The sequence below is a fragment of the Acidobacteriota bacterium genome, assembly GCA_033549365.1.
Lineage (GTDB): Bacteria > Acidobacteriota > Aminicenantia > Aminicenantales > Saccharicenantaceae > JAWSUF01.
The window spans coordinates 53,195-70,940 of record JAWSUF010000014.1; the positions used below are offsets into that span (position 1 = coordinate 53,195).

17 protein-coding genes are annotated in these 17,746 nt (G+C 59.6%); 11 read left to right on the forward strand and 6 right to left on the reverse strand.

Annotated features, from left to right (window positions below):
* The first annotated feature begins 17 nt into the window (after positions 1-17).
* From SCM96_14135 to SCM96_14170, 8 genes are all read left to right on the forward strand, one after another.
* Positions 18-1,346 carry an Npt1/Npt2 family nucleotide transporter gene (locus tag SCM96_14135; GenBank protein MDW7761760.1) on the forward strand — a complete coding sequence of 443 codons (1,329 nt, stop codon included), beginning with the start codon at positions 18-20 and terminating at the stop codon, positions 1,344-1,346.
* Positions 1,347-1,484: 138 nt separating this feature from the next.
* Positions 1,485-2,840, forward strand: coding sequence for a DUF4147 domain-containing protein (locus tag SCM96_14140; GenBank protein ID MDW7761761.1), 1,356 nt, complete (start codon positions 1,485-1,487; stop codon positions 2,838-2,840).
* Positions 2,841-2,991: 151 nt separating this feature from the next.
* A complete protein-coding gene (locus SCM96_14145; GenBank protein ID MDW7761762.1) occupies positions 2,992-3,963 on the forward strand; it encodes a glycosyltransferase family 9 protein in 972 nt (323 codons plus the stop codon).
* Positions 3,964-4,205: 242 nt separating this feature from the next.
* Complete coding sequence (locus SCM96_14150) at positions 4,206-4,670, forward strand: hypothetical protein (protein ID MDW7761763.1); 465 nt, start codon at positions 4,206-4,208, stop codon at positions 4,668-4,670.
* A 42-nt stretch (positions 4,671-4,712) separates the two neighbouring features.
* Complete coding sequence (locus SCM96_14155) at positions 4,713-5,576, forward strand: ABC transporter substrate-binding protein (GenBank protein ID MDW7761764.1); 864 nt, start codon at positions 4,713-4,715, stop codon at positions 5,574-5,576.
* A gap of 1 nt (position 5,577) precedes the next feature.
* The gene (locus SCM96_14160) at positions 5,578-7,140 is read left to right on the forward strand and encodes a hypothetical protein (protein MDW7761765.1); all 1,563 of its coding nucleotides are present in this window, start codon (positions 5,578-5,580) and stop codon (positions 7,138-7,140) included.
* Positions 7,137-7,871: a class I SAM-dependent methyltransferase gene (locus SCM96_14165; GenBank protein MDW7761766.1), complete on the forward strand. Its 735-nt coding sequence runs from the start codon at positions 7,137-7,139 to the stop codon at positions 7,869-7,871. Before SCM96_14160 ends, SCM96_14165 begins: the two co-directional genes overlap by 4 nt.
* Before the next feature lie 4 nt (positions 7,872-7,875).
* Complete coding sequence (locus SCM96_14170; GenBank protein ID MDW7761767.1) at positions 7,876-8,838, forward strand: class I SAM-dependent methyltransferase; 963 nt, start codon at positions 7,876-7,878, stop codon at positions 8,836-8,838.
* Positions 8,839-9,087: 249 nt separating this feature from the next.
* On the opposite strand, the gene SCM96_14175 is transcribed toward SCM96_14170, so the two are convergent.
* Genes SCM96_14175 through SCM96_14190 form a run of 4 tightly spaced genes read right to left on the reverse strand, consistent with a single transcriptional unit; the run spans position 9,088 to position 12,845 of the window.
* Positions 9,088-9,921, reverse strand: a complete 834-nt coding sequence (locus tag SCM96_14175; protein ID MDW7761768.1) for a pyruvate, water dikinase regulatory protein — start codon at positions 9,919-9,921, stop codon at positions 9,088-9,090.
* Positions 9,918-10,640 carry a redoxin domain-containing protein gene (locus SCM96_14180; GenBank protein MDW7761769.1) on the reverse strand — a complete coding sequence of 241 codons (723 nt, stop codon included), beginning with the start codon at positions 10,638-10,640 and terminating at the stop codon, positions 9,918-9,920. The genes SCM96_14175 and SCM96_14180 overlap by 4 nt, the downstream gene beginning before the upstream one ends.
* Entirely contained in the window at positions 10,637-11,632 is a 996-nt protein-coding gene (locus tag SCM96_14185) for a DUF6599 family protein (protein ID MDW7761770.1), read from the reverse strand. The genes SCM96_14180 and SCM96_14185 overlap by 4 nt, the downstream gene beginning before the upstream one ends.
* 1 nt (position 11,633) lies before the next feature.
* On the reverse strand, positions 11,634-12,845 hold the full coding sequence (locus SCM96_14190) for a DUF362 domain-containing protein (protein MDW7761771.1): 1,212 nt from the start codon (positions 12,843-12,845) through the stop codon (positions 11,634-11,636).
* Positions 12,846-12,979: 134 nt separating this feature from the next.
* Here SCM96_14190 and SCM96_14195 point away from each other — a divergent pair, with 134 nt between their 5' ends.
* Complete coding sequence (locus tag SCM96_14195) at positions 12,980-15,160, forward strand: CHAT domain-containing protein (GenBank protein ID MDW7761772.1); 2,181 nt, start codon at positions 12,980-12,982, stop codon at positions 15,158-15,160.
* On the opposite strand, the gene SCM96_14200 is transcribed toward SCM96_14195, so the two are convergent.
* Positions 15,144-15,812, reverse strand: a complete 669-nt coding sequence (locus tag SCM96_14200; protein MDW7761773.1) for a hypothetical protein — start codon at positions 15,810-15,812, stop codon at positions 15,144-15,146. The genes SCM96_14195 and SCM96_14200 overlap by 17 nt on opposite strands.
* The gene (locus SCM96_14205) at positions 15,799-16,413 is read right to left on the reverse strand and encodes an RNA polymerase sigma factor (GenBank protein MDW7761774.1); all 615 of its coding nucleotides are present in this window, start codon (positions 16,411-16,413) and stop codon (positions 15,799-15,801) included. Before SCM96_14205 ends, SCM96_14200 begins: the two co-directional genes overlap by 14 nt.
* Positions 16,414-16,476: 63 nt before the next feature.
* On the opposite strand from SCM96_14205, the gene SCM96_14210 reads away from it, so the two are divergent.
* Together SCM96_14210 and SCM96_14215 are read left to right on the forward strand one after the other, a co-directional pair.
* On the forward strand, positions 16,477-17,439 hold the full coding sequence (locus tag SCM96_14210) for a sigma 54-interacting transcriptional regulator (GenBank protein MDW7761775.1): 963 nt from the start codon (positions 16,477-16,479) through the stop codon (positions 17,437-17,439).
* 94 nt (positions 17,440-17,533) lie between these two features.
* Positions 17,534-17,716 (forward strand): hypothetical protein, encoded by a 183-nt coding sequence (locus SCM96_14215; protein ID MDW7761776.1) that lies wholly within the window; start codon positions 17,534-17,536, stop codon positions 17,714-17,716.
* Positions 17,717-17,746 lie beyond the last annotated feature (30 nt).

Here is a 17,746-nt window from a genome sequence, read left to right on the forward strand (position 1 = left end):
TTTCGGAGGAGGGGTCCATGAAAGATATCCTTAAAGCCATTCAGGATGTTCCGCGCGAGAAATTGCCCAAGGCACTTCTGATGGCCGGGCATTTTTTCCTGGTCATCACGATGTTCTGGGTGCTCAAGCCGATGAAGAAAATGGTCTTCATCTCCACCTATGTCGTGGACGGATTCAACCTCCTGGGCTGGCGGATGACGGGGTCGGAGGCCGAGCAGTTGGCCAAGATCCTGAACATGGTTATGGCCGCGATCGGGGTCGTCGTCTTCACCTGGCTGTCCCGCCGGATCACGCGGCAGAAACTCGTCTACGGCTGGGCGCTGTTTTTCATCGGCTGCTTTGTCCTCTTCAGCGCCGTCATCGGCCGGCCGACCGGCGCGGTTGCCTGGTCGTTTTATCTTTTCGGCGATTTCTTCAACACCGTCATGGTTGTTCTTTTCTGGGCCTTCCTCAACGACATCGTCAGTTCGGACGAGGCCAAGCGACTCTACGGCATCTGCGGGCTGGGAGGCGTTCTCGGCGGCTGGTTCGGTTCGGCCATCGTGGCGGGCTTCGTGGAAAAGGTGGGCGGCCCGATCCTCCTCCTCGCCTGTGCGGGCGGCGCCGGGCTGATCATGGTGGTCGCCTACGCGGTCTCCCGGATCGTGAAGAAGGAAGAGTCTCGGCCCGGGACCGCCGAGGTTCGCAGCCGGATCGGACCCTCACCCGAGCCCGAAATGAAGAAAAGCCGGGCCGCCTTGGAGGGCGCCAAGCTGGTTTTCTCCTCGCGTTACCTGCTGGCCATCGTGGCCATCGTCGGCTGCTATGAAATCGTCTCCACGATCATGGATTTCCAGTGGACGCGGAGCGTCGAGACGGCCATCCACAGCGGGGCGGTCACCAAGGCCTATTTCGGCTCCGTGTATTTCGTGACCAACAGCGTTGCCGTGTTCGTCCAGTTTTTTCTCACCAGCCTGGTTATGCGGAAGTTCGGGGTCGGGATCGGCCTGCTCATCCTGCCCGTGGTCGCATTCTGTGGCTCGGCGGCCTTTTTCCTCTTTCCCGTGCTGATGGTCGGGAACGCGCTTTCGGTGAGCGACAACGGCCTCAACTATTCCATCAATCAGTCCTCGAAGGAGGCCCTGTACGTGCCTACCGCTCCGGAGGTCAAGTACCGGGCCAAGGCCTTCATCGACATGTTTGTCATGCGCTTCGCCAAGGCCGTTGCGGTGATCATCAACCTCGCGATCTTCAATGCCGTTCCGGCGGGAGGAATCCGCTGGCTGTCGCTGGTCACCCTGATCCTGCTCGCCGTCTGGATCAGCCGGGCCCGCTATGCCGGCCGGCAGTTCGAACTCAAAGCCTGAATCCGGATCCGGTCCCGAACACGCCCGGCCGGGGCGGTCGGCGCCACCGGCGTTATCGCCCTTACAGCAGGTGGGTCTTGCCGAAAGGGCACGGAGAAAAACTTGGCCGGAAGAGACGGCATGGGGTAAAATATAGCAATGGGTGTTCCAACCACATCCGCATCGACCCGTTTCGACGACGCCCGCGCCGTCTATGAGGCGGCGCTCGACGCCGTATCGCCCGAAAGGCTTTTCAAGAAGAATCTGTCCCGCGAGGGGGCCGTTCTTCGCGTGAAGGACGAGACGGTCGACCTTTCGGATGTCGATTGTATCTATCTCTTCGCCGTCGGAAAAGCGGCGCCGCACATGGCCGCCCGCGCTCTTCCCCTGATCGAAGACAAGCTTGAGAGCGGCGTCGTTCTGACGCGCGAGATCGAATCCCGCCGCGAGGGACGCATCGATTATCTTCCCGCCTCCCACCCGCTTCCCGATGAGAGGAGTCTGGCTGCGGCCCGGGCCATTCTCGGCCTGTCCGAAAAGGCGGGGGAACGGGATCTGGTTCTGCTTCTTCTTTCCGGAGGCGGCTCGGCCCAGCTCTGCCTTCCGGCCGAAGGCCTTTCGCTCGTGGACAAACGCCGGACGACGGACGCCCTGATGAAGGCGGGCGCCGGAATCGGCGAACTCAATACCGTCCGCAAACATCTCTCGGGCGTCAAGGGCGGGCGGCTGGCCCGGACGGCCGCTCCGGCCTGCGTCGTCACTCTCGTTATTTCCGACGTCATCGGAAACGACCTCGGCACCATCGCCTCGGGGCCGACTCATGGGGACGATTCGACCTGGGCCGATGCCCGCGCCGTCCTGGACGCGCGGAATCTGTGGGCCTCCGTGCCCGAAGCCGTCCGCCGAGCCGTCGAGGAAGGGGAGAGGGGCGAGAGGCCTGAGACCCTGAAAAAGAACGACCCGGTTTTCGACCGCGTCCGGAATCATATCATCGGCGATATCCGGACGGCTCTCGATGCGGCGGCGGCCCGGGCCCGGGAACTGGGATTCGAAACTTTCCCCCTCACGGACGCCGACTCGGGAGAAGCCCGTGAGGCCGCCCGGAAATATGTCGCTTTTCTCAAGTCCCTGGCCTGTTCCCTGCGGCGGGCGCCCCGGCCGATGTGTTTTCTTGCGGGCGGGGAGATCACGGTGACCGTGACAGGGAAAGGGAAAGGCGGCCGCAACACGGAGTTCGTCCTGGCCGCGCTCCGGGAAATCGAAAAAGAAGGGCTGGGGGATCTTGACTGGCTTGTCCTGAGCCTGGGAACGGACGGCATCGACGGCCCGACGGATGCGGCCGGGGCCTGGATCGATCCGGCGACGGCCGGACGGGGCCGGAAAGCCGGGCTCGACATCGACCGCTTTCTCGACGACAACGACTCCTATTCCTATTTCGAAAAGGCCGGCGGGCTCATCGTCACCGGGCCGACGCCGACCAATGTCATGGACCTCCGTGTTTTTCTCATCGGCTGAAAAAACCTCTTGACATTCGATGGAGTGGAGTTATAATCAATTCAAGTTTTCTTGCGCCGGCTGGAGAAAACTTCGACCCACCTTTAAGACATCATTTTTCCCTTTTCTGCTGTAACAAAAAAACAGCCGGCACCCTCTTCCGCGGGAGAAGATGTTGAAAAAAACATCCGTTCTTCTTGTCCGCCCCGGAGGACTCGGGGATCTTCTGGTCGCACTGCCTTCGATCGCTTTCGTCCGCGAAAAAATGGCGGACGCGCGGTTGACGCTGGCTTGCCGCGTCGACTACGGCCGGCTCTTTCTTGAGGCCGGACTTGTCGACGACCTGGTGTCCGTCGATTCCCGGAATCTGTCCTGGCTGTTCGCCGCATCCGCAGTGGCGGAGGCCGATGCGTCCGCCGAATCCGGCGAACCGCAGCTCAATGTCTTTTCATCGATTGTCGGCTGGATGAGAAAGCGCGGAATCCTCGATATTCCCGCTGCCGCGGACGGGACGGGCCTCCGCGCCGTCGTCGCGCCGGACTCGGAACCCGACGAAGCCTGGAGCCGCTTTTTCCTTCGCCGGACACTCGACCTTTTCGGCGATCCCCGGCCGCCTGAGGCCCTCCTGCCCCGGCTGGGCCGTCTTCGGATATCCGCCCGAATGCGGACGGAGGGGCTCTCCGCCTTCGGATTCGGCAATGAGCCGGGAGATCCGGTCGTCGTTCATACGGGAAGCGGAAGCACGAGGAAGCGCTGGCCTTCCGAATATTTTCTAGAGATCATGCGGCGTCTTTCCGGCGCGGGCCGGCGGGGTGTTTGCATCACGGGGGAAGCCGAGGCCGGATCGCCCGCCGACCTGGATGACGGCGACATGCCTCCCGGCTGGACGCGATCCCGTCGGCCGGATATCCTTCATCTGGCCGGGCTTCTCTCCGGCCCCGGGCTTTTTCTCGGCAACGACTCGGGAACGGCCCATCTCGCGGCCGCCTGCGGCTGCTCCTCCCTTGTCCTGTTTCTCAATGAATTTGCGACTCTGTGGAGGCCGTATGGTCCGGCGCGCCTGATTTCGGCCCCGGCCATGGCGGATATTTCTGTGGACCTGGCATGGGAAGAAATATTAGATATCAAGCAGCAAGCGTTTTAAAGTCAAGAAAACAAAAGATATATCAAGAAACTTCGCCGGCCGTCCGATTTTCCTTGCATTCTCCCCCGATTCTGCTATAATACGCATGGCTCTCATTTGCCGGCTGGTGAGAGCTCCCTCAACAATCCAATCATCACCCCCCTTTTGCTGACCTCAGCCGGCACTTCCCCCTCCCGCGGCCGCTTAATATCGGGGGCCGGGTGTGATATGATAAAAACAGCCTCAAGCATTAATTTAGTCGCATGAAAAACAAAAATTGGAAACAGGAATTAAAAGCCCATTTCGACAATCTCCGCGTCATCGAGAGCTGCAAGGCCGAATCCCTTCTGAAGTTCGAACAATTCTGTGAATTCATCGCCGAGCTGGCCTTCGAATCCCTGTCCGGCGAACTCAAAGCGAAGGGCGTCCGATCCAAAATCCGCAAGGAGAAAGGCCGATCCATCGGCCTGGAGATTCGGGTTCCCGGACCCAGGCCCGGAAATTTCGAATACCGCCTGATTCTTCCCCGAAACTCGGTGGACCTCAAAATGACGCTTCGGACGCGGGGCCGATGGGCGGACAAGCCTGAAGCCCAAGAGACCGCCGAGCCGTTCATGGAAGGCGAGGACTCGGCCATCGTTCTCAAAACGGCCAAGGAAACCATCATCCTCGACGTCATCGAGCGATATCGGAATTTTGTCTACGCCGGCCTGACCTCGCCGGATTAAACAAAGCCGCAATGAACGTTCGGTCAGAACAGGAGACATAACATGATCAAGATACCCTTTTCCGTGTTGAGGGGCATTTGCCAGATGCCCGCCTACGCCGCCTCCGACAAGGGCTTTTTCGAGGAGGAAGGTCTGGATGTCCGTCTGAACGTCGAACCGACGGCCTGGATGGTGCCGCGCCGCCTGGCCGCCGGGGAAATCCACTTCGCCGTGATGCCCTGGACCCGGGTTGCGGCCGAACCCGACCGGGACAGGACGATGGTTCTCGTCGCCGGAGCCGGGATCGAAGAAGCGGCCATCGTCGTCAGGAAGGGCGTCGCCCTTTCCGATGTCCGAAAAGTCGCCGTGCCCCGCCGTGGCGGCATCAAGGATCTGACCGCCATGGGCCTGATGGAGAGCTTGGGCTGGGCGGACATCGAATGCCTCCGGATGCCCTCCGGCGACGGCGCCATCCTGTCGCTTGTCGGCGGCGGCGTCGACGCCGCCTCCATGGTCGAGCCCTACGCCACGATGTTGGAGAGGCTGGGAATCGGAACCATCGTCAAGAGGACGGGCGATGTCTGGCCGGGAGCGCCGGGGTGTTCGCTGACGACGACGGCCGGACTTATCCAATCCGAGCCCGGACTTGTCGAAAAAGTCGTCCGGGCCTACGTTCGGGGCGCCTCCTTCGTCCTTGAAAACCCCGGCGAGTCGTCCGAAATCGCCGAGCGATACACGGGCATCGGATCCGGCCACATCCGGGCCGCACTCGAAGCCAATCGTCCCGATGTCGACGCCCTGCGGAATTCCGCGGCCATGACCGACATTCTCGGTCTCATGCGGAAACTGGGCTATATCGCGGACTTTCCGGTCCGCCATCTCGACTTGTCCTTCCTGGATCGAGCCCAAAAGGGATCCCACGCCTGAGATGGACATCGTCCGCCTCGGACGCCTGTTTCGAACGGTTCGGGGTCTGCCGGCCTTTTTCGGCAAACCCCTGGATATCGGGACATCCCTCGATGCCCTCAAGACCCGGATGGAGCGCCGAACGGAGAATTTCCTGTCTTCCGCCGCGATCGTCTACGGCGTCCCGCACAATCCCTTCCGGCGCCTTCTTCTTTCGGCCGGCTGCGAATACGCCGATCTCGAATCCGGCGTCCTGAGCCGGGGAATCGAAAAGACGCTGGAAGCCCTGCGGGCCGAAGGCGTGTTCCTGAGCTACGACGAATTCAAATCCGGAATCCCGGTCGTCCGCGGCGGAGTTGCATTTGAGACTCGCCCGGAGGATTTCGACAATCCCCGGCTCGCGGGCGGGACGATTGCGGCCTCGACGAGCGGAACCCGATCCTCCCGGTCGATGCGCGTCCCTTACGACTGGGACTTCATCGCCGACGAGGCGGCCAACGAATGTGCTCTGTCCGCCGCCCACGGGATCTTGGATGCGCCCCAGGCGCTGTGGTATCCCGGTCTGCCGGGGATTGCCGGGATCCACAACGTGCTCATCTCCGCCAAATATCGCCGGCCGCCCGATCGGTGGTTCGCCCACGGCTCGGACCGGGACATGCGTCAGCCGTTCGGCCGCAATCTGGCCGTCCGGGCCCTGCCCGTCCTGGGCCGCCTCTACGGCCTGCGCCTGCCCCGGCCGGAGCCCACGAATCTGGAGGACGCGCCACGAGTGGCCCGCTGGCTGGCAGAGACGGCGGCGGAACACGGCATTTCGGTCCTCCGCGGGTTCACGGGTTCGGTCGTCCGGGCCGTTCAGGCCGCCCTCGAAAACAATCTGGACATCAAACGGTCCGTTCTTTTCACCGGAGGCGAGCCCCTGACCGCGGCCCGGCGGAAATTCATCGAGTCTTCGGGCGCCCGGGTTTATCCCCGCTACATCGCCACGGAGACGGGCCTCATCGCCGCCGCCTGCCCGCACGGGGAACCGCCCGACGAGATGCACGTCTATCTCGACCGTCTGGCCGTTCTGCCTCAGGAGAACGGCGGCGGCCTTCAATACACGACGCTTCTTCCCGGAGCCGGAAAGATCCTCCTGAATACGGATATCGGCGACGGCGGCCGTCTTTCGCAAAAGCCCTGTCCGTGCCTTTTCGGGGCCCTGGGCATGGATGTTCGGGTCAGCGAGGTCGGAAGCCGGGAGAGGATCACGATCGAAGGCATGACGGTTGCCGTCCATGAACTCGATGACGCTCTCGGCCGGGTTGCGACCGATGCGGGCGGCAACCCGGACGACATCCGGTTTCAGGAAGTCCGCGACGAGCGCAATTTCGGCCGGCTGCGGATTGTCGCCGGGCCGAGTCTCGGCGGTGTGGACGAAAACCGTCTGATCGACGGCTTGTTCGGCAATCTCGAAAGCCGGGACTCCGGCCACAGGATGACGACCCGGATCTGGCGCCAGGCCGGATCGGTCGAAGTCGTTCGGGGAGGGCCGGAGTATTCCGAAGGCTTCAAGCGGCGAATCGTCGAAAGACCGGAGCGGCCATGACGATACAACGGCTCGACCCCCGGACCTGGGATAGGATCTACGACTGCCCCGGAGAAGACGGGTCGAATATGATCTTCCGCCGCAGCATGTCCGCCGCTCTCGAGGCCTGTGCGGCGTCCTCGGGGGCCGGCGAAGTGTGGCTCGACGCCGGCTGCGGCACGGGCCGGATGACGGACGGACTTTCGAGGCTGGGGCTGTCGGCCGTCGGCGTCGACCGGGATGTCGGCATGACGGCCTACGCGCTTTCGAAAGCCGGGGACGAGCCGGAGGCCCGGTCTCGAAGGCCGGCCATCATTGCGGCCTGTGCCTCGCATCTTCCCTTTGCCGACGAATCGATCGGCGGAGTCGCCGCCGTCTCCCTGATGGGATGTCTCGACTCGCCGGGGGATTTCTTCGGAGAAATCCGCAGGGTCCTCCGCAGCGGGGGTCCGGCGGTCGTCACCTTCACCAACCGGGACAGCCTGTTGCATAAAGTTCAGCATGCTCTGAACCGTCTCGGCAGGCGACCCCCGGGCAACCGCTTCCGGAGCTATTCCCTTGCCGAGGCTCTGGCCCTTTTTGAAAATGCGGGTTTCCGGACAGCAGACATCCGGTTCTACAACTTCGTCCTGACGAATGGCGTCCGGATCTTCCCGCCGCGGCGCGCGGGGCTTGTTCTCGAAAGGCGTCTCCGATCCGCGCGCAGCCGGAAGTGGGGGAGGAATTTCGTGATCACGGGGCGCAAACGGTGAAACCATGTCGTTAAGGCGGCTTCCCAAGCATCATTGGAACAGGGTGATCGGACGTGTCGGCGGCGCCGTCTATCACAGGGAGATCGCCCTCCAGAAGAGGCGGGAAACCCTCGGCCTGGTCGAATCCGCGTCGCCGCCGGGGGCCGGCCTGGCCCTGCTGAAGACCGATCTCTTCGAGGAGGCCTACGGCCCGGACGCTCTGATGGGGGAGCTTTCCCGGCTCTACGGCCGCTGCTTCGGCATCGATTATTCCGATGTCACCGCGGCCCGGGCCGCCCGGAGGTTCCCGGAATGCCGCGCGGCGGCCGCCGATGTCTGTCGGCTTCCTTTCGTTGAAGGAAGCTTCGATGTCGTGCTGTCGAACTCCACCCTGGATCATTTTCCGCCCGCGCTCCTTCCCGGAGCGTTCGCCGAAATTGCCCGCGTCCTCAAACCCGGAGGAAGGCTGGCTCTGACCCTGGACAACGGGCACAACATCTTCCACCGGATCTCCAACGCGCTCCGCCGCCGGGCGGGCATGGTCTATGCCGACCGATGCTACACGATGGGCGAGGTGCGGCGGCTTCTCACCGCGAGCGGCCTGGAGGTCCTCTCCGCCGGGACGCTGGTCCACATTCCCCCGGGCTTCAATTTCCTGGCCAAGGCGGGCGGCCGGATTTTCGGGCCGGGCCTCGATGTCTGGGTCCGCCGCGCCGCCGCCGCCTTTGATCGCCTCGGCAAGAAAGCCGGCGGCCGCTACACCGCCCGCTTCATCACCTTTTGTTGCTTGGCTTCACAGGGTCCGGCGCCAATCGTCAATAGCCCGGTTCGCGTAGTCCAGGAACTCGTCGCGGTTATCTGGGGATATCCGGACGGAGCGCCCTTTCCTGCGGACAATCTCGATCTGGCTTTTGAAGGAATCCCTTTGCGGCGCGCATCGACTCGACGGTCTCGAAGGGGATTGTCCAGAAGAAGCGGCCGATTTTGATCCGGAGCCTGTCCCTGTGCACGACGACCTTCGCGGGGAGCGTGAGCCAGTAGGTGAACAGGATGAACGCGGCCCCGCCGATCAGGAAGAAACCCGAGAGTCGCATCTCGGCGTCGGGTCCCTCGGGAATAAGTCCGGCAATACGAACCCAGCCTGAAAGGATCAGTCCCGCGGCGGTCATCAGGACGACCGGGAAACCCAGAAAGAATTTGACCCACCGGTCATACCGGAAGCCCGTCTCAAACAGGATCATCTCTCCCAATGGAACCACCCGTTTTTGCCCTTTCCCTTTTTTCCGCGCAGGGCGATGATTTCGCTGGCCAGCTCTTCGATGGGCTTGTTGGTGACATTGATGATCGTCCATCCGTCGTGCTTGGCGTAGTAATTCCGGGCGAACATCAGCTCGCTCCGGACGAATTCCGGATCGGCGTAGCGGCCGGCCGCGCCCCGGAGAAATTCCGACCTCGATCGGCGGAGTTCGGCCAGCTGGCGGGCGTTCGTGTCCATGCAGAAGACCCTGTTCGGGGGCAGTTTCGACAGGATTTCCGGAGGCTCCAGGTTGTAGATGACGGGAATGTTGGCCGCAAACCAGCCCTTGAAGGCCAGGTAGATACTGAGCGGTGTTTTGAACGTCCGGGAGACGCCCAGAAGGACGATCTCCGCCTTGCGGATGTCTTCGAGGCGCTGTCCGTCGTCGTGCTTGATGGCATACTCCATGGTCTCGATGCGGCGGAAGTAGGAGTCGTTGAGCTTGGTGAACAGGCCCGGCTTTGCCGAGGGCGATGTGGCCAGAGTTTCCGACAAGCGGGCGAGAAGCGGCCCCATGAGGTCGATGGATTCGACGTTGTTTTCCCGGCCGAATTTGACCATGGCTTCGCGGATGGAGTCCGTGACGATGGTATGGACGATGAACCCGCCGGCTTCGGCCGCCTCGCAGACGACCTGCCGGGCGCGGGTCTTGGTCCGGACCTTGGGCCTGACCACGATCTCGACCTCGGCTCCGGGAAACTGAGCCAGGGCGGCCCGCAAGGCATGCTGGGCCGTATGCCCCGTCCCGTCGGAGACGACGAAGATGGTGTTCATTCTTTCAGGCAGCCGAGCATCTTGAGGACGTAGTCCCAGGAGGGGCGGTCGAAGGTGTTCTGGCTGACGTATTTAAAAACGAGCTTGCCCTCCGTGTCGAGCAGGAATATCGTCGGAATGTTCTGGGCGACCTTGCTGCCGCCCCACTCCTCGGCGAAAAGCCCGAGGCCTCCTGCAAGCTTTCGTTCGGCGTCGATCAGGACGGGGAAGGGCATGGGCACGGGCGCATCCGCATCCCACAGCATGTTCAGCGGAAACATCTCCCGGAAGCGCTCCATGCGCCGCCGCCCGGCCTCGTCGAGCGCCGCCTCGTCGGGCGGGTTTTTCCAGTCGCGGATCTTCGCGAGCTGGGCCGGAAAATCGCCCACCCATTTCGTCACGGTTTCGGTGTCGTAGGGGAGGACAACGAGCACCTCAAGGTTGTGTTTCTCCCGGATCTTTTCGGCCTTCTCCATCTCGATGAGTTCGGCGAGCTGATAGTTGCAGATCGTGCACCAGGCCGTCGGCGAGGCATAACCGCGCGGGAAGAGAACGAGGACGTTCTTGCCCTTGAGACCGGCCGGATTGACCGTTCCCCCCTGGAATGCGGGAAGTTCGATTCCGGGCATGGCCTGCCCGAGCGTGATCGGCCGGATTTCGGGCGTCTGGGCGAAAGCACCCGCCGCGCCGAATGCGATCAAAGCCGCCGCTGCCAGCGAAAGAGTCAAGTTGCGCTTCATTGTGACCTCCAAACGATAACGGATTTTTCGAGGGCCTCGGCCAGCCGGGCCCGGCCCGCCTTTTCGTCGGACTCGCTGATGATGAAAACCGCCCGGCCGTCCCTTCGCCCGTAGAGCATAAGGCGTCCCTCGGGCGACCGGGCCGAGACGATCCCCCCGCCCTCCTCCGTGACGTCCTCGAAGTATTCCCGGAAAACCGCCGCAACGGGCGGCAGGAAATCGCCCGGCTCGCCGCCGTATTCGACAAGAATGAGCTTCGCCCCGCCCGGAACGTAGCGGGCCGACCAGGCCAGAGTGCCGCGGTCCGCAAAGCCCCAGAATTCGGGCGCAAGAAAGGGCGATTCCGCGGCCGCGGCGAGCGCGCCCTTGATGAAGCGTTCGGTTCCCGGCATCAGATTCCGCTCCGGAAGCCCCGTAAAGCCCGCCTCCGGAACGGCCCGCCCGGCAGCCAGGGCGACTTCGGCACCCGCCGCGAATCCGGCCGTTTCGTCGATCGTGCAGTTTGCGGCCAGGATGTTGACGTAGAGGCTTCCCAGAACGAAGGCCGCCTGTTCGACTCCGACCCAGTTGAGGGCGTTTTGTCTGTCGGACGTCGGTTCGGCGCCCGTCCGGTTCAGGGAGAAAATGCCGAAGGCGTCCCGCGCCGATTCCATGGCGTAGATTTCAAGGACGATCTCCCTGTCCAGCCTTCCGCCTTGGGGCGCGAAGCGGAAGACGACGAGTTCGCGGAAGCCGTATTCCAGGAAGAGCTCGGCCCCGCCGTTGATGTGGCCGAAGAGGCTTTGTCCGGGAAAGCGCTGAGGTTCGTCCGACGTCAGCCAGCCCTGGATGAAGAGCTCGTTCGGGATGTCGTCCCAGCTCAGGACGACCTGGCTCGAAAATCCTTCGTTGGCCGTCTGGGCCGCCGCGCCCTGCGCCGCGATCAGACACGCCGCAATCGCCAGAACGGCCGCGCCCGCCGCCCGCGCATTCGACAAACCCGCCTCGCGCACCCTAGCCCTCCTTGATCTCCACGAAGTCGATCTTCGCCCGGTCGGAAACCCCGAGTCCGAGCTCGGATGCGATCTCCAGGAAGGCCCGCCGCCTCTTGTCCTCGAACTCCTGGACGCCCCGCCGGATCCGCTCTCTCGTGATGTATTCGTGTCCCACGGCGTCGACGGCCACGGGGTCGGTCCCGAAATACATGAGGTCGGCCGTGTAGATGAACTTGGGATTGGCGCCCGGCCCGCCGTCGTAGCAGGCCTTGAGGCCGTCCACGACGTTGAGGACGGTCTTGTCCCGCAGGCAGGGGAAGGCGCTCGGCTGGGCCACGGATTCCGACCAGATCTTGTGAAGCCGCGAGGTGTTGCTGAGCGCGCCGTAGGAGAGGTTCTTGAGGCAGAGGGTCACGGTCGGCCCGGCGTTCTTGAGCACGGGGACGTTTATGATCTTCGTGCAGGTGCGCGTCGCGATCTTCGTGAAATAGCTCTCCTTCCCCATGTTGATCATGTAGGGCAGCGTGTTCCGGTCGTATTCCATCTCCAGGTCGGCGACATAGGGCAGGACCTCGCGGTCGATGTTGTCCCGGGCCCAGAGTTCGCCCGCCTCGTCATAGAACTCGCCGTTCGGTCCCCGCATCTCGGTCCCCAGGATGCGCAGGCCCGGAAAGCGCTCCTCAGTGAAACCCGCCTCATGGAGCTGGAAGAGGCGGCGGTCCCAGATGACGATGTTTTCGTCGGGCACTCCGGCCGCCCGCAGCCCCTCGATCACGGCGTCGACGACCTCGGGCCGCGTGGACAGCAGGTTTCCGCCGATGGGGTTGACCTTGATCCCCACGACGTCCTCGGGGGTCACGAACTTCGCCCAGGCCTTGCCCCTGTCCTCCTCGCCCGTAAGGGCGGCCATGCCCCGGTCGACGGCCCGCCGGACCTTGTCGGCGTCTATTTCGCCCGCCTCCGAGACGGCCCCCGGCTTGATGGAGACGACCCGCCCGGGATAGCGTCCGGGCATGGCTCCTTCACCCCTGGGGATCTTCATGGCCTCGTCGATATTGGTCTTGACGACGGGCGGCCCGGTCGAAGCTGCGTCCTGGCCCCCAAGGCGCGGGGAAAGGGCGGCCCCGGCCGCGCCGGCCGCGGCCAGCCCCATAAATGTCCGCCGGGACAGCCGTCCCGGACAGCCCACTCCGGCTTCACCGGTCAAAGAGAGAATTTCGTCATGTTTCATGCGACCTCCGAGATTGCGGGATGGATGGGAATAGTATAGGGGAGAGTGGGGGGAGAAGGGAAGGGGGAAGAAAAAGGTTGACGGAATTGAATAGGCTATTTATAATCCTCCGGACAACGAATAAGGAAGGCATTATGGGGTGCTTCTTTCGTGTGTTGACTTTTCTTTTGCTGCTTTTAGGGGGAGTTGTTTGCGAGCTTGGCCATTATCTTTTCCATGAATCGGAGATTCTTCACGGGAACGCATTTGAAGCCCGGCTGCAAAGACAAATGGAAGAAGCAAAATCCCTTATGAATCTCGGCATTCTCTTTTTTAAAACCGGTCGCCATGAAATGGCACTGACGAACTTTGAAAAAGCCTTAAAGGTTTTCATCCAAAGTGAAGACCATGATGAGGCGACGGAATGCCTGAAAAATATCGGCGACCTATACGCGGAATGGGGCGATTTTGATAAAAGCTTTTCCTATCTTTTCCAAGCGTTGGCTCATGGGGCCGGGCGGCTGAGTCCGACGGTGTTGGCTGAGCACCTTTTGAACATCGGTTTAACCTACAGAAAGAAATGGATTCACTTCCGCAATGTTCATGATTTGTTTCATGCGTTAACTTATGCCCGCAGGGCTTTGGAAACCAAAGGGCTTCAAAACCATGAAAGAATTGCGCGATCCGTTCTGACTTCAATCGGGGTTATTCATAACGATATCGGTCAGTATGAAGAAGCTCTCGGCTATTTTCGAAAAGGTGAAGAGATGATTTCAGGGGGTGAAATTGACGAAGAGCTTGTCGGTCTGTTCAATGAGAAGGGCCGGGCCCTGTTGGGAATCAATGATGTGGATCAGGCTGCGGGATATTTCAAGAGGGCTGTGGAATCGGCTGAAGAAGGCGGATGGGATCACTTGATCTGGGAGTCCCACACAGGCTTGGGCGAGTGTTATCGGAAAGAGAAAAACCATGAAAAAAGCTTTGAGTATTTTACCAAAGCCATAGAAACCATAGAGAAAATACGAAGCGGCATTTCGGCGGACATTTTCAAAACAGGATTCGGCCGAAACAAAATGCAGCCCTATCATGGTGTCATTGATCTTTTATATAAAAAGTGGGAATCGAATCCATCTTCGGAACGTCTTTCTGATCTTTTTTCATCTGTCGAAAAAGCCAAGGCCCGCGCATTCCTGGAAAGCCTTTCTTCAGGCCCGTCCGCCTCGGAATATGGGGTTTTGAAAGATCATCAGAATCCCATTTCTTTGCGTCGCATTCAATTTGAACTTCTCGATGAAAAAACGGCTCTTGTCGAGTATTTCTTGGGTGATCCAAGATCGCTGGTTTTTGTTGTGACCCAAGAATCCTGCCGCGTTTTTCCTCTTCCGCCGAGACGAGCGATCGAAAAACAAATGAAAGGCTACTTGAGGCTGATTTCGCAATTGCCCGAAGAAACGTTTGCCAATCAGCAGGCTTCCGAAAGGATTGCTGAAGACTTGCTGTTTTCGAGCTTCAGAAATGAGCAACTTGAAAATATCGATGCGTTGATCATCGTCCCGGACGGACTCCTGCATTTTCTTCCTTTTGAATCTCTTCGCATTGCAGCATCGAATCCAACACAATTTCTCGTGGAAAGATTTTGGATTTCCTACGCCACTTCGGCATCGACTCTTTTTGTCTTGAATCAAAAAAAATGCCCCGCCAGGCCGAGAAAAACACTGCTGGCTTTCGGCAATCCCAAATATCGAGTGGGGGAATTCAAAGCTCTTCCCTACAGCCGAAAGGAAATCGCCGCGATTTCTAAGATGTTTCCAAAAAGGCGGATCGACGTTTTTGAAGGAAAAAACGCCAATAAGGCCCTTCTGAAGAGCCTTCATCTTTCGGATTATCAAATCCTTCATTTTGCCTGTCATGGCGATGTTGATGAAAAGTTTCCACTCCGATCGGCCCTGGTTCTTTCCCCAACAAGCAAAGAAGACAATGGAATTCTTCAAGTTCGGGAAATTTATGGGATGAGAATGAATGCCGATCTTGTCGTCCTCTCGGCTTGCCGATCGGGTGGAGGCAGAATCGAGTATTCCGAAGGAATCGTTGGGCTCCCTCGCGTCTTTTTTTCCGCCGGAAGCCGATCGGTGCTTGCTTCTCTGTGGCCGATTCGCGATGATGCGGCGGCCAAGATGATGCGGTTTTTTTACGAAGGTCTATCCGAAGGAAAAAATAAAAGCCAGGCGCTCCGATCCGCAAAACTGAAAATGTTGATGACACGCTATTCCCACCCTCATTATTGGGCGGCTTTTGTGCTGCATGGCGAATCTACCTCGTCTATCGAAATGGAATAAAAACCCGGATCTTGGATTCGTTTTTATTTCCCTCTGAATCTACAGCTGTGATCATCCAATAGTAAGGTTCATGGGGTTTCATTCTGCTGATAATGTCCTTGGGAAGAAGATAGAAATTCGAATCGATATCGGTCGTTCTCCAAAAGGGACGCAAGGACGCATCGAATATTTCGAGGATATAGTATTCCGCTTCTTTATCGGCATTCCACTTGAAGAACAAGGGATAGACAAGGGATGTCCGCCCGGAAGGATGCACGAGTTGGATCGGTTCCTTATCTATGCCGTGGCGGTGGCTTGGGGTGAAGTTTTGATAAAGAAAAAGTGATACGAAAACAAAGAGAAACAGCCCGGCCGCCACCGGTGCATATCGCAGAAAGCGTGAATGAGGAACTGATGCCGGAGATTCTTTGTGGATGTATCGGATAAGGATTTCCTGTTTCCGATGAATTTCAAGCAAAAAGGCAAATTCTTTGGAACAGGATGCGCAGGATGTGATGTGATCAATGATGTGGAGTTTTCTTTTTCTTGACACCCCGGGTCGGAAAAACGTAAAAACCTTTTTAAGAGTCGGGCATGGTTTTCGCAATTCCAGACACTTTTCCTGAACAGACTTGCCGTACAGGCGGCGAAGCTCCTGATCATCGATTTTCATAGTCAATGCCCATTTCCTTGAGTTTCTCTTTGAGATTTGCCAGGCCCCGATAAAGAAGATTTCTGGTTTTGTCCTGACTCCATCGAAGATAAGACGAAATTTCCTCGATGCTCAATTCCAGAAGATAGAGTTTGACGACTTGCCTTCTCGATTCAATCAGCGAATCAACGGCTTGAGAAACAAGCGCCTTCAAATGACGATCCGGTTCTGTTTCTTCAATGTAGAATTTTTCTTTTTCCGAGACATGTTTCATTTTTTCGCTATGAAAAATTCCCTCATCTCTCCTGAGCTTGCGAAACTGGTCGATGACTGAGGTGTTCACGATCTTCCTTATATAAGACGCATAATTGGTGATGGTTTTCTCACTATCGACGAGCCTCCATAACTTGATCCGCACATCCTGGGCGATATCTTCGGGATCCAGCCCGAACTTCTGCGGATGATATCTCTGGATATGCGTCTTGATGAAGTTTGTGAATTGATTGAGCAAATCCTCGAGTTCTTTGTCTCTCGAGTTCCTCGTTGTGCCGGCCCTATTTTCCATTTTCCTCAACAATACAATCCAGGGGATTATATAACAATAGATGGTTTTTCGGCCCAATTTTTCTCACTTTTTCCAAAGTGAGAAATCCATGGATCCCGGTCGTTTATAGCTAAGCAAGCTATGGACATCACCTCCCTCCCAACCGCCTTTCCCCAATTCCTCCTCCGGGCCGCCCAAAGCGACAAGAACATCCTGATTCTCGGGGAGACCGGGTCCGGCAAGGACGTCGCGGCTGTCCGCATTCATGAGCTGAGCCGTCGGGCCGGGCGGCCCTTCATGGCCGTAAACTGCGCGGGCCTGCCCGAATCCCTCTTCGAGTCCGAAATCTTCGGCTTCGCCCGGGGGGCCTTCACGGGCGCCTTCCGGGACAAGCCGGGCCTTCTCGAGGCGGCCGGCGGCGGCACCGTCTTCTTCGACGAGATCGCCGACCTGCCCTTCCCCCTCCAGGCCAAGTTGCTCCGGGTGATCGACAAGAAGGAGACGCGGCGCCTCGGCGACACCCGGACGCGGACCGTCGGCGCGCGCTTCCTCTTCGCCGCGAACCGGGACCTCCGGCGGGAGGCCGAGGCGGGCCGGTTCCGGACGGACCTCTACTACCGGATCAGCGTCGTCAGGATCCGGATCCCGCCCCTGAGGGAAAGAAAGGCGGAGATCCCCGGGCTTGTCCGGGAAATGCTGGCCGCCGAAGCGGGGGAGGGAGGCTGTGTCCCTGAGGTTTCGGCCGGGGCTCTGGCAGCGCTTGAGTCCCACGACTATCCCGGAAACATCCGGGAGCTCGAAAACGTCGTCGGACGGGCCGTGCTGGCCGCGGGAGACGGAACGATCCTGCCCGAACACATCCGGTTCGACTCAGAATCTGACGATGGGGGAAGGGAGGTAGGCAGGGGTGACGGGAACGGCGGAAACGGCCACGGCGCGCCCCTTACGCCCGAGCGTCTCCGCCGCGCTCTCGAGGACAACCGCTGGAACCGGACCCGGGCGGCTGCATCCGTCGGCAAGAGCCGCCGCCAGTTCTACCGTCTTCTGGACAAATACCGCCTGCTTGACGAAGCGGCGCAGGGAGCAGCAACCAGGGAGGCATGAAAAATATTGACGCAGGGCTCGATTTTCTTTATATTTCCGGCGAGGTCAACAAGCGGGAATCCGCCCATATGAGCCTCGCGCAAAGGAGAGAGTCATGACCGTATCTTTCGTGATTTTCGGGATTCTAATGCCGGTCGTCGGGGTGATTCTGCTCGTTCAAGCGATGATCGCCTATCGGCGGAAAAAGCCGTATAAGAAACATCTCATTATGAGTCTTGTTTTTCTTGTTTCCTACATTCCGCACGAAACAATCTTGAAATTGAGGAATTATTATTGAACTTATCATCTTTAATATCAGCTGGATAGC

Excerpts from the sequence above, each read along its gene's own strand:
- SCM96_14135 (MDW7761760.1), top strand. The coding sequence starts at position 18 with ATGAAAGATATCCTTAAAGCCATTCAGGATGTTCCGCGCGAGAAATTG.
- SCM96_14140 (MDW7761761.1), top strand. The coding sequence starts at position 1,485 with ATGGGTGTTCCAACCACATCCGCATCGACCCGTTTCGACGACGCCCGC.
- SCM96_14145 (MDW7761762.1), top strand. The coding sequence starts at position 2,992 with ATGTTGAAAAAAACATCCGTTCTTCTTGTCCGCCCCGGAGGACTCGGG.
- SCM96_14150 (MDW7761763.1), top strand. The coding sequence starts at position 4,206 with ATGAAAAACAAAAATTGGAAACAGGAATTAAAAGCCCATTTCGACAAT.
- SCM96_14155 (MDW7761764.1), top strand. The coding sequence starts at position 4,713 with ATGATCAAGATACCCTTTTCCGTGTTGAGGGGCATTTGCCAGATGCCC.
- SCM96_14160 (MDW7761765.1), top strand. The coding sequence starts at position 5,578 with ATGGACATCGTCCGCCTCGGACGCCTGTTTCGAACGGTTCGGGGTCTG.
- SCM96_14165 (MDW7761766.1), top strand. The coding sequence starts at position 7,137 with ATGACGATACAACGGCTCGACCCCCGGACCTGGGATAGGATCTACGAC.
- SCM96_14170 (MDW7761767.1), top strand. The coding sequence starts at position 7,876 with ATGTCGTTAAGGCGGCTTCCCAAGCATCATTGGAACAGGGTGATCGGA.
- SCM96_14175 (MDW7761768.1), bottom strand. The coding sequence starts at position 9,921 with ATGAACACCATCTTCGTCGTCTCCGACGGGACGGGGCATACGGCCCAG.
- SCM96_14180 (MDW7761769.1), bottom strand. The coding sequence starts at position 10,640 with ATGAAGCGCAACTTGACTCTTTCGCTGGCAGCGGCGGCTTTGATCGCA.
- SCM96_14190 (MDW7761771.1), bottom strand. The coding sequence starts at position 12,845 with ATGAAACATGACGAAATTCTCTCTTTGACCGGTGAAGCCGGAGTGGGC.
- SCM96_14195 (MDW7761772.1), top strand. The coding sequence starts at position 12,980 with ATGGGGTGCTTCTTTCGTGTGTTGACTTTTCTTTTGCTGCTTTTAGGG.
- SCM96_14200 (MDW7761773.1), bottom strand. The coding sequence starts at position 15,812 with ATGAAAATCGATGATCAGGAGCTTCGCCGCCTGTACGGCAAGTCTGTT.
- SCM96_14210 (MDW7761775.1), top strand. The coding sequence starts at position 16,477 with ATGGACATCACCTCCCTCCCAACCGCCTTTCCCCAATTCCTCCTCCGG.
- SCM96_14215 (MDW7761776.1), top strand. The coding sequence starts at position 17,534 with ATGACCGTATCTTTCGTGATTTTCGGGATTCTAATGCCGGTCGTCGGG.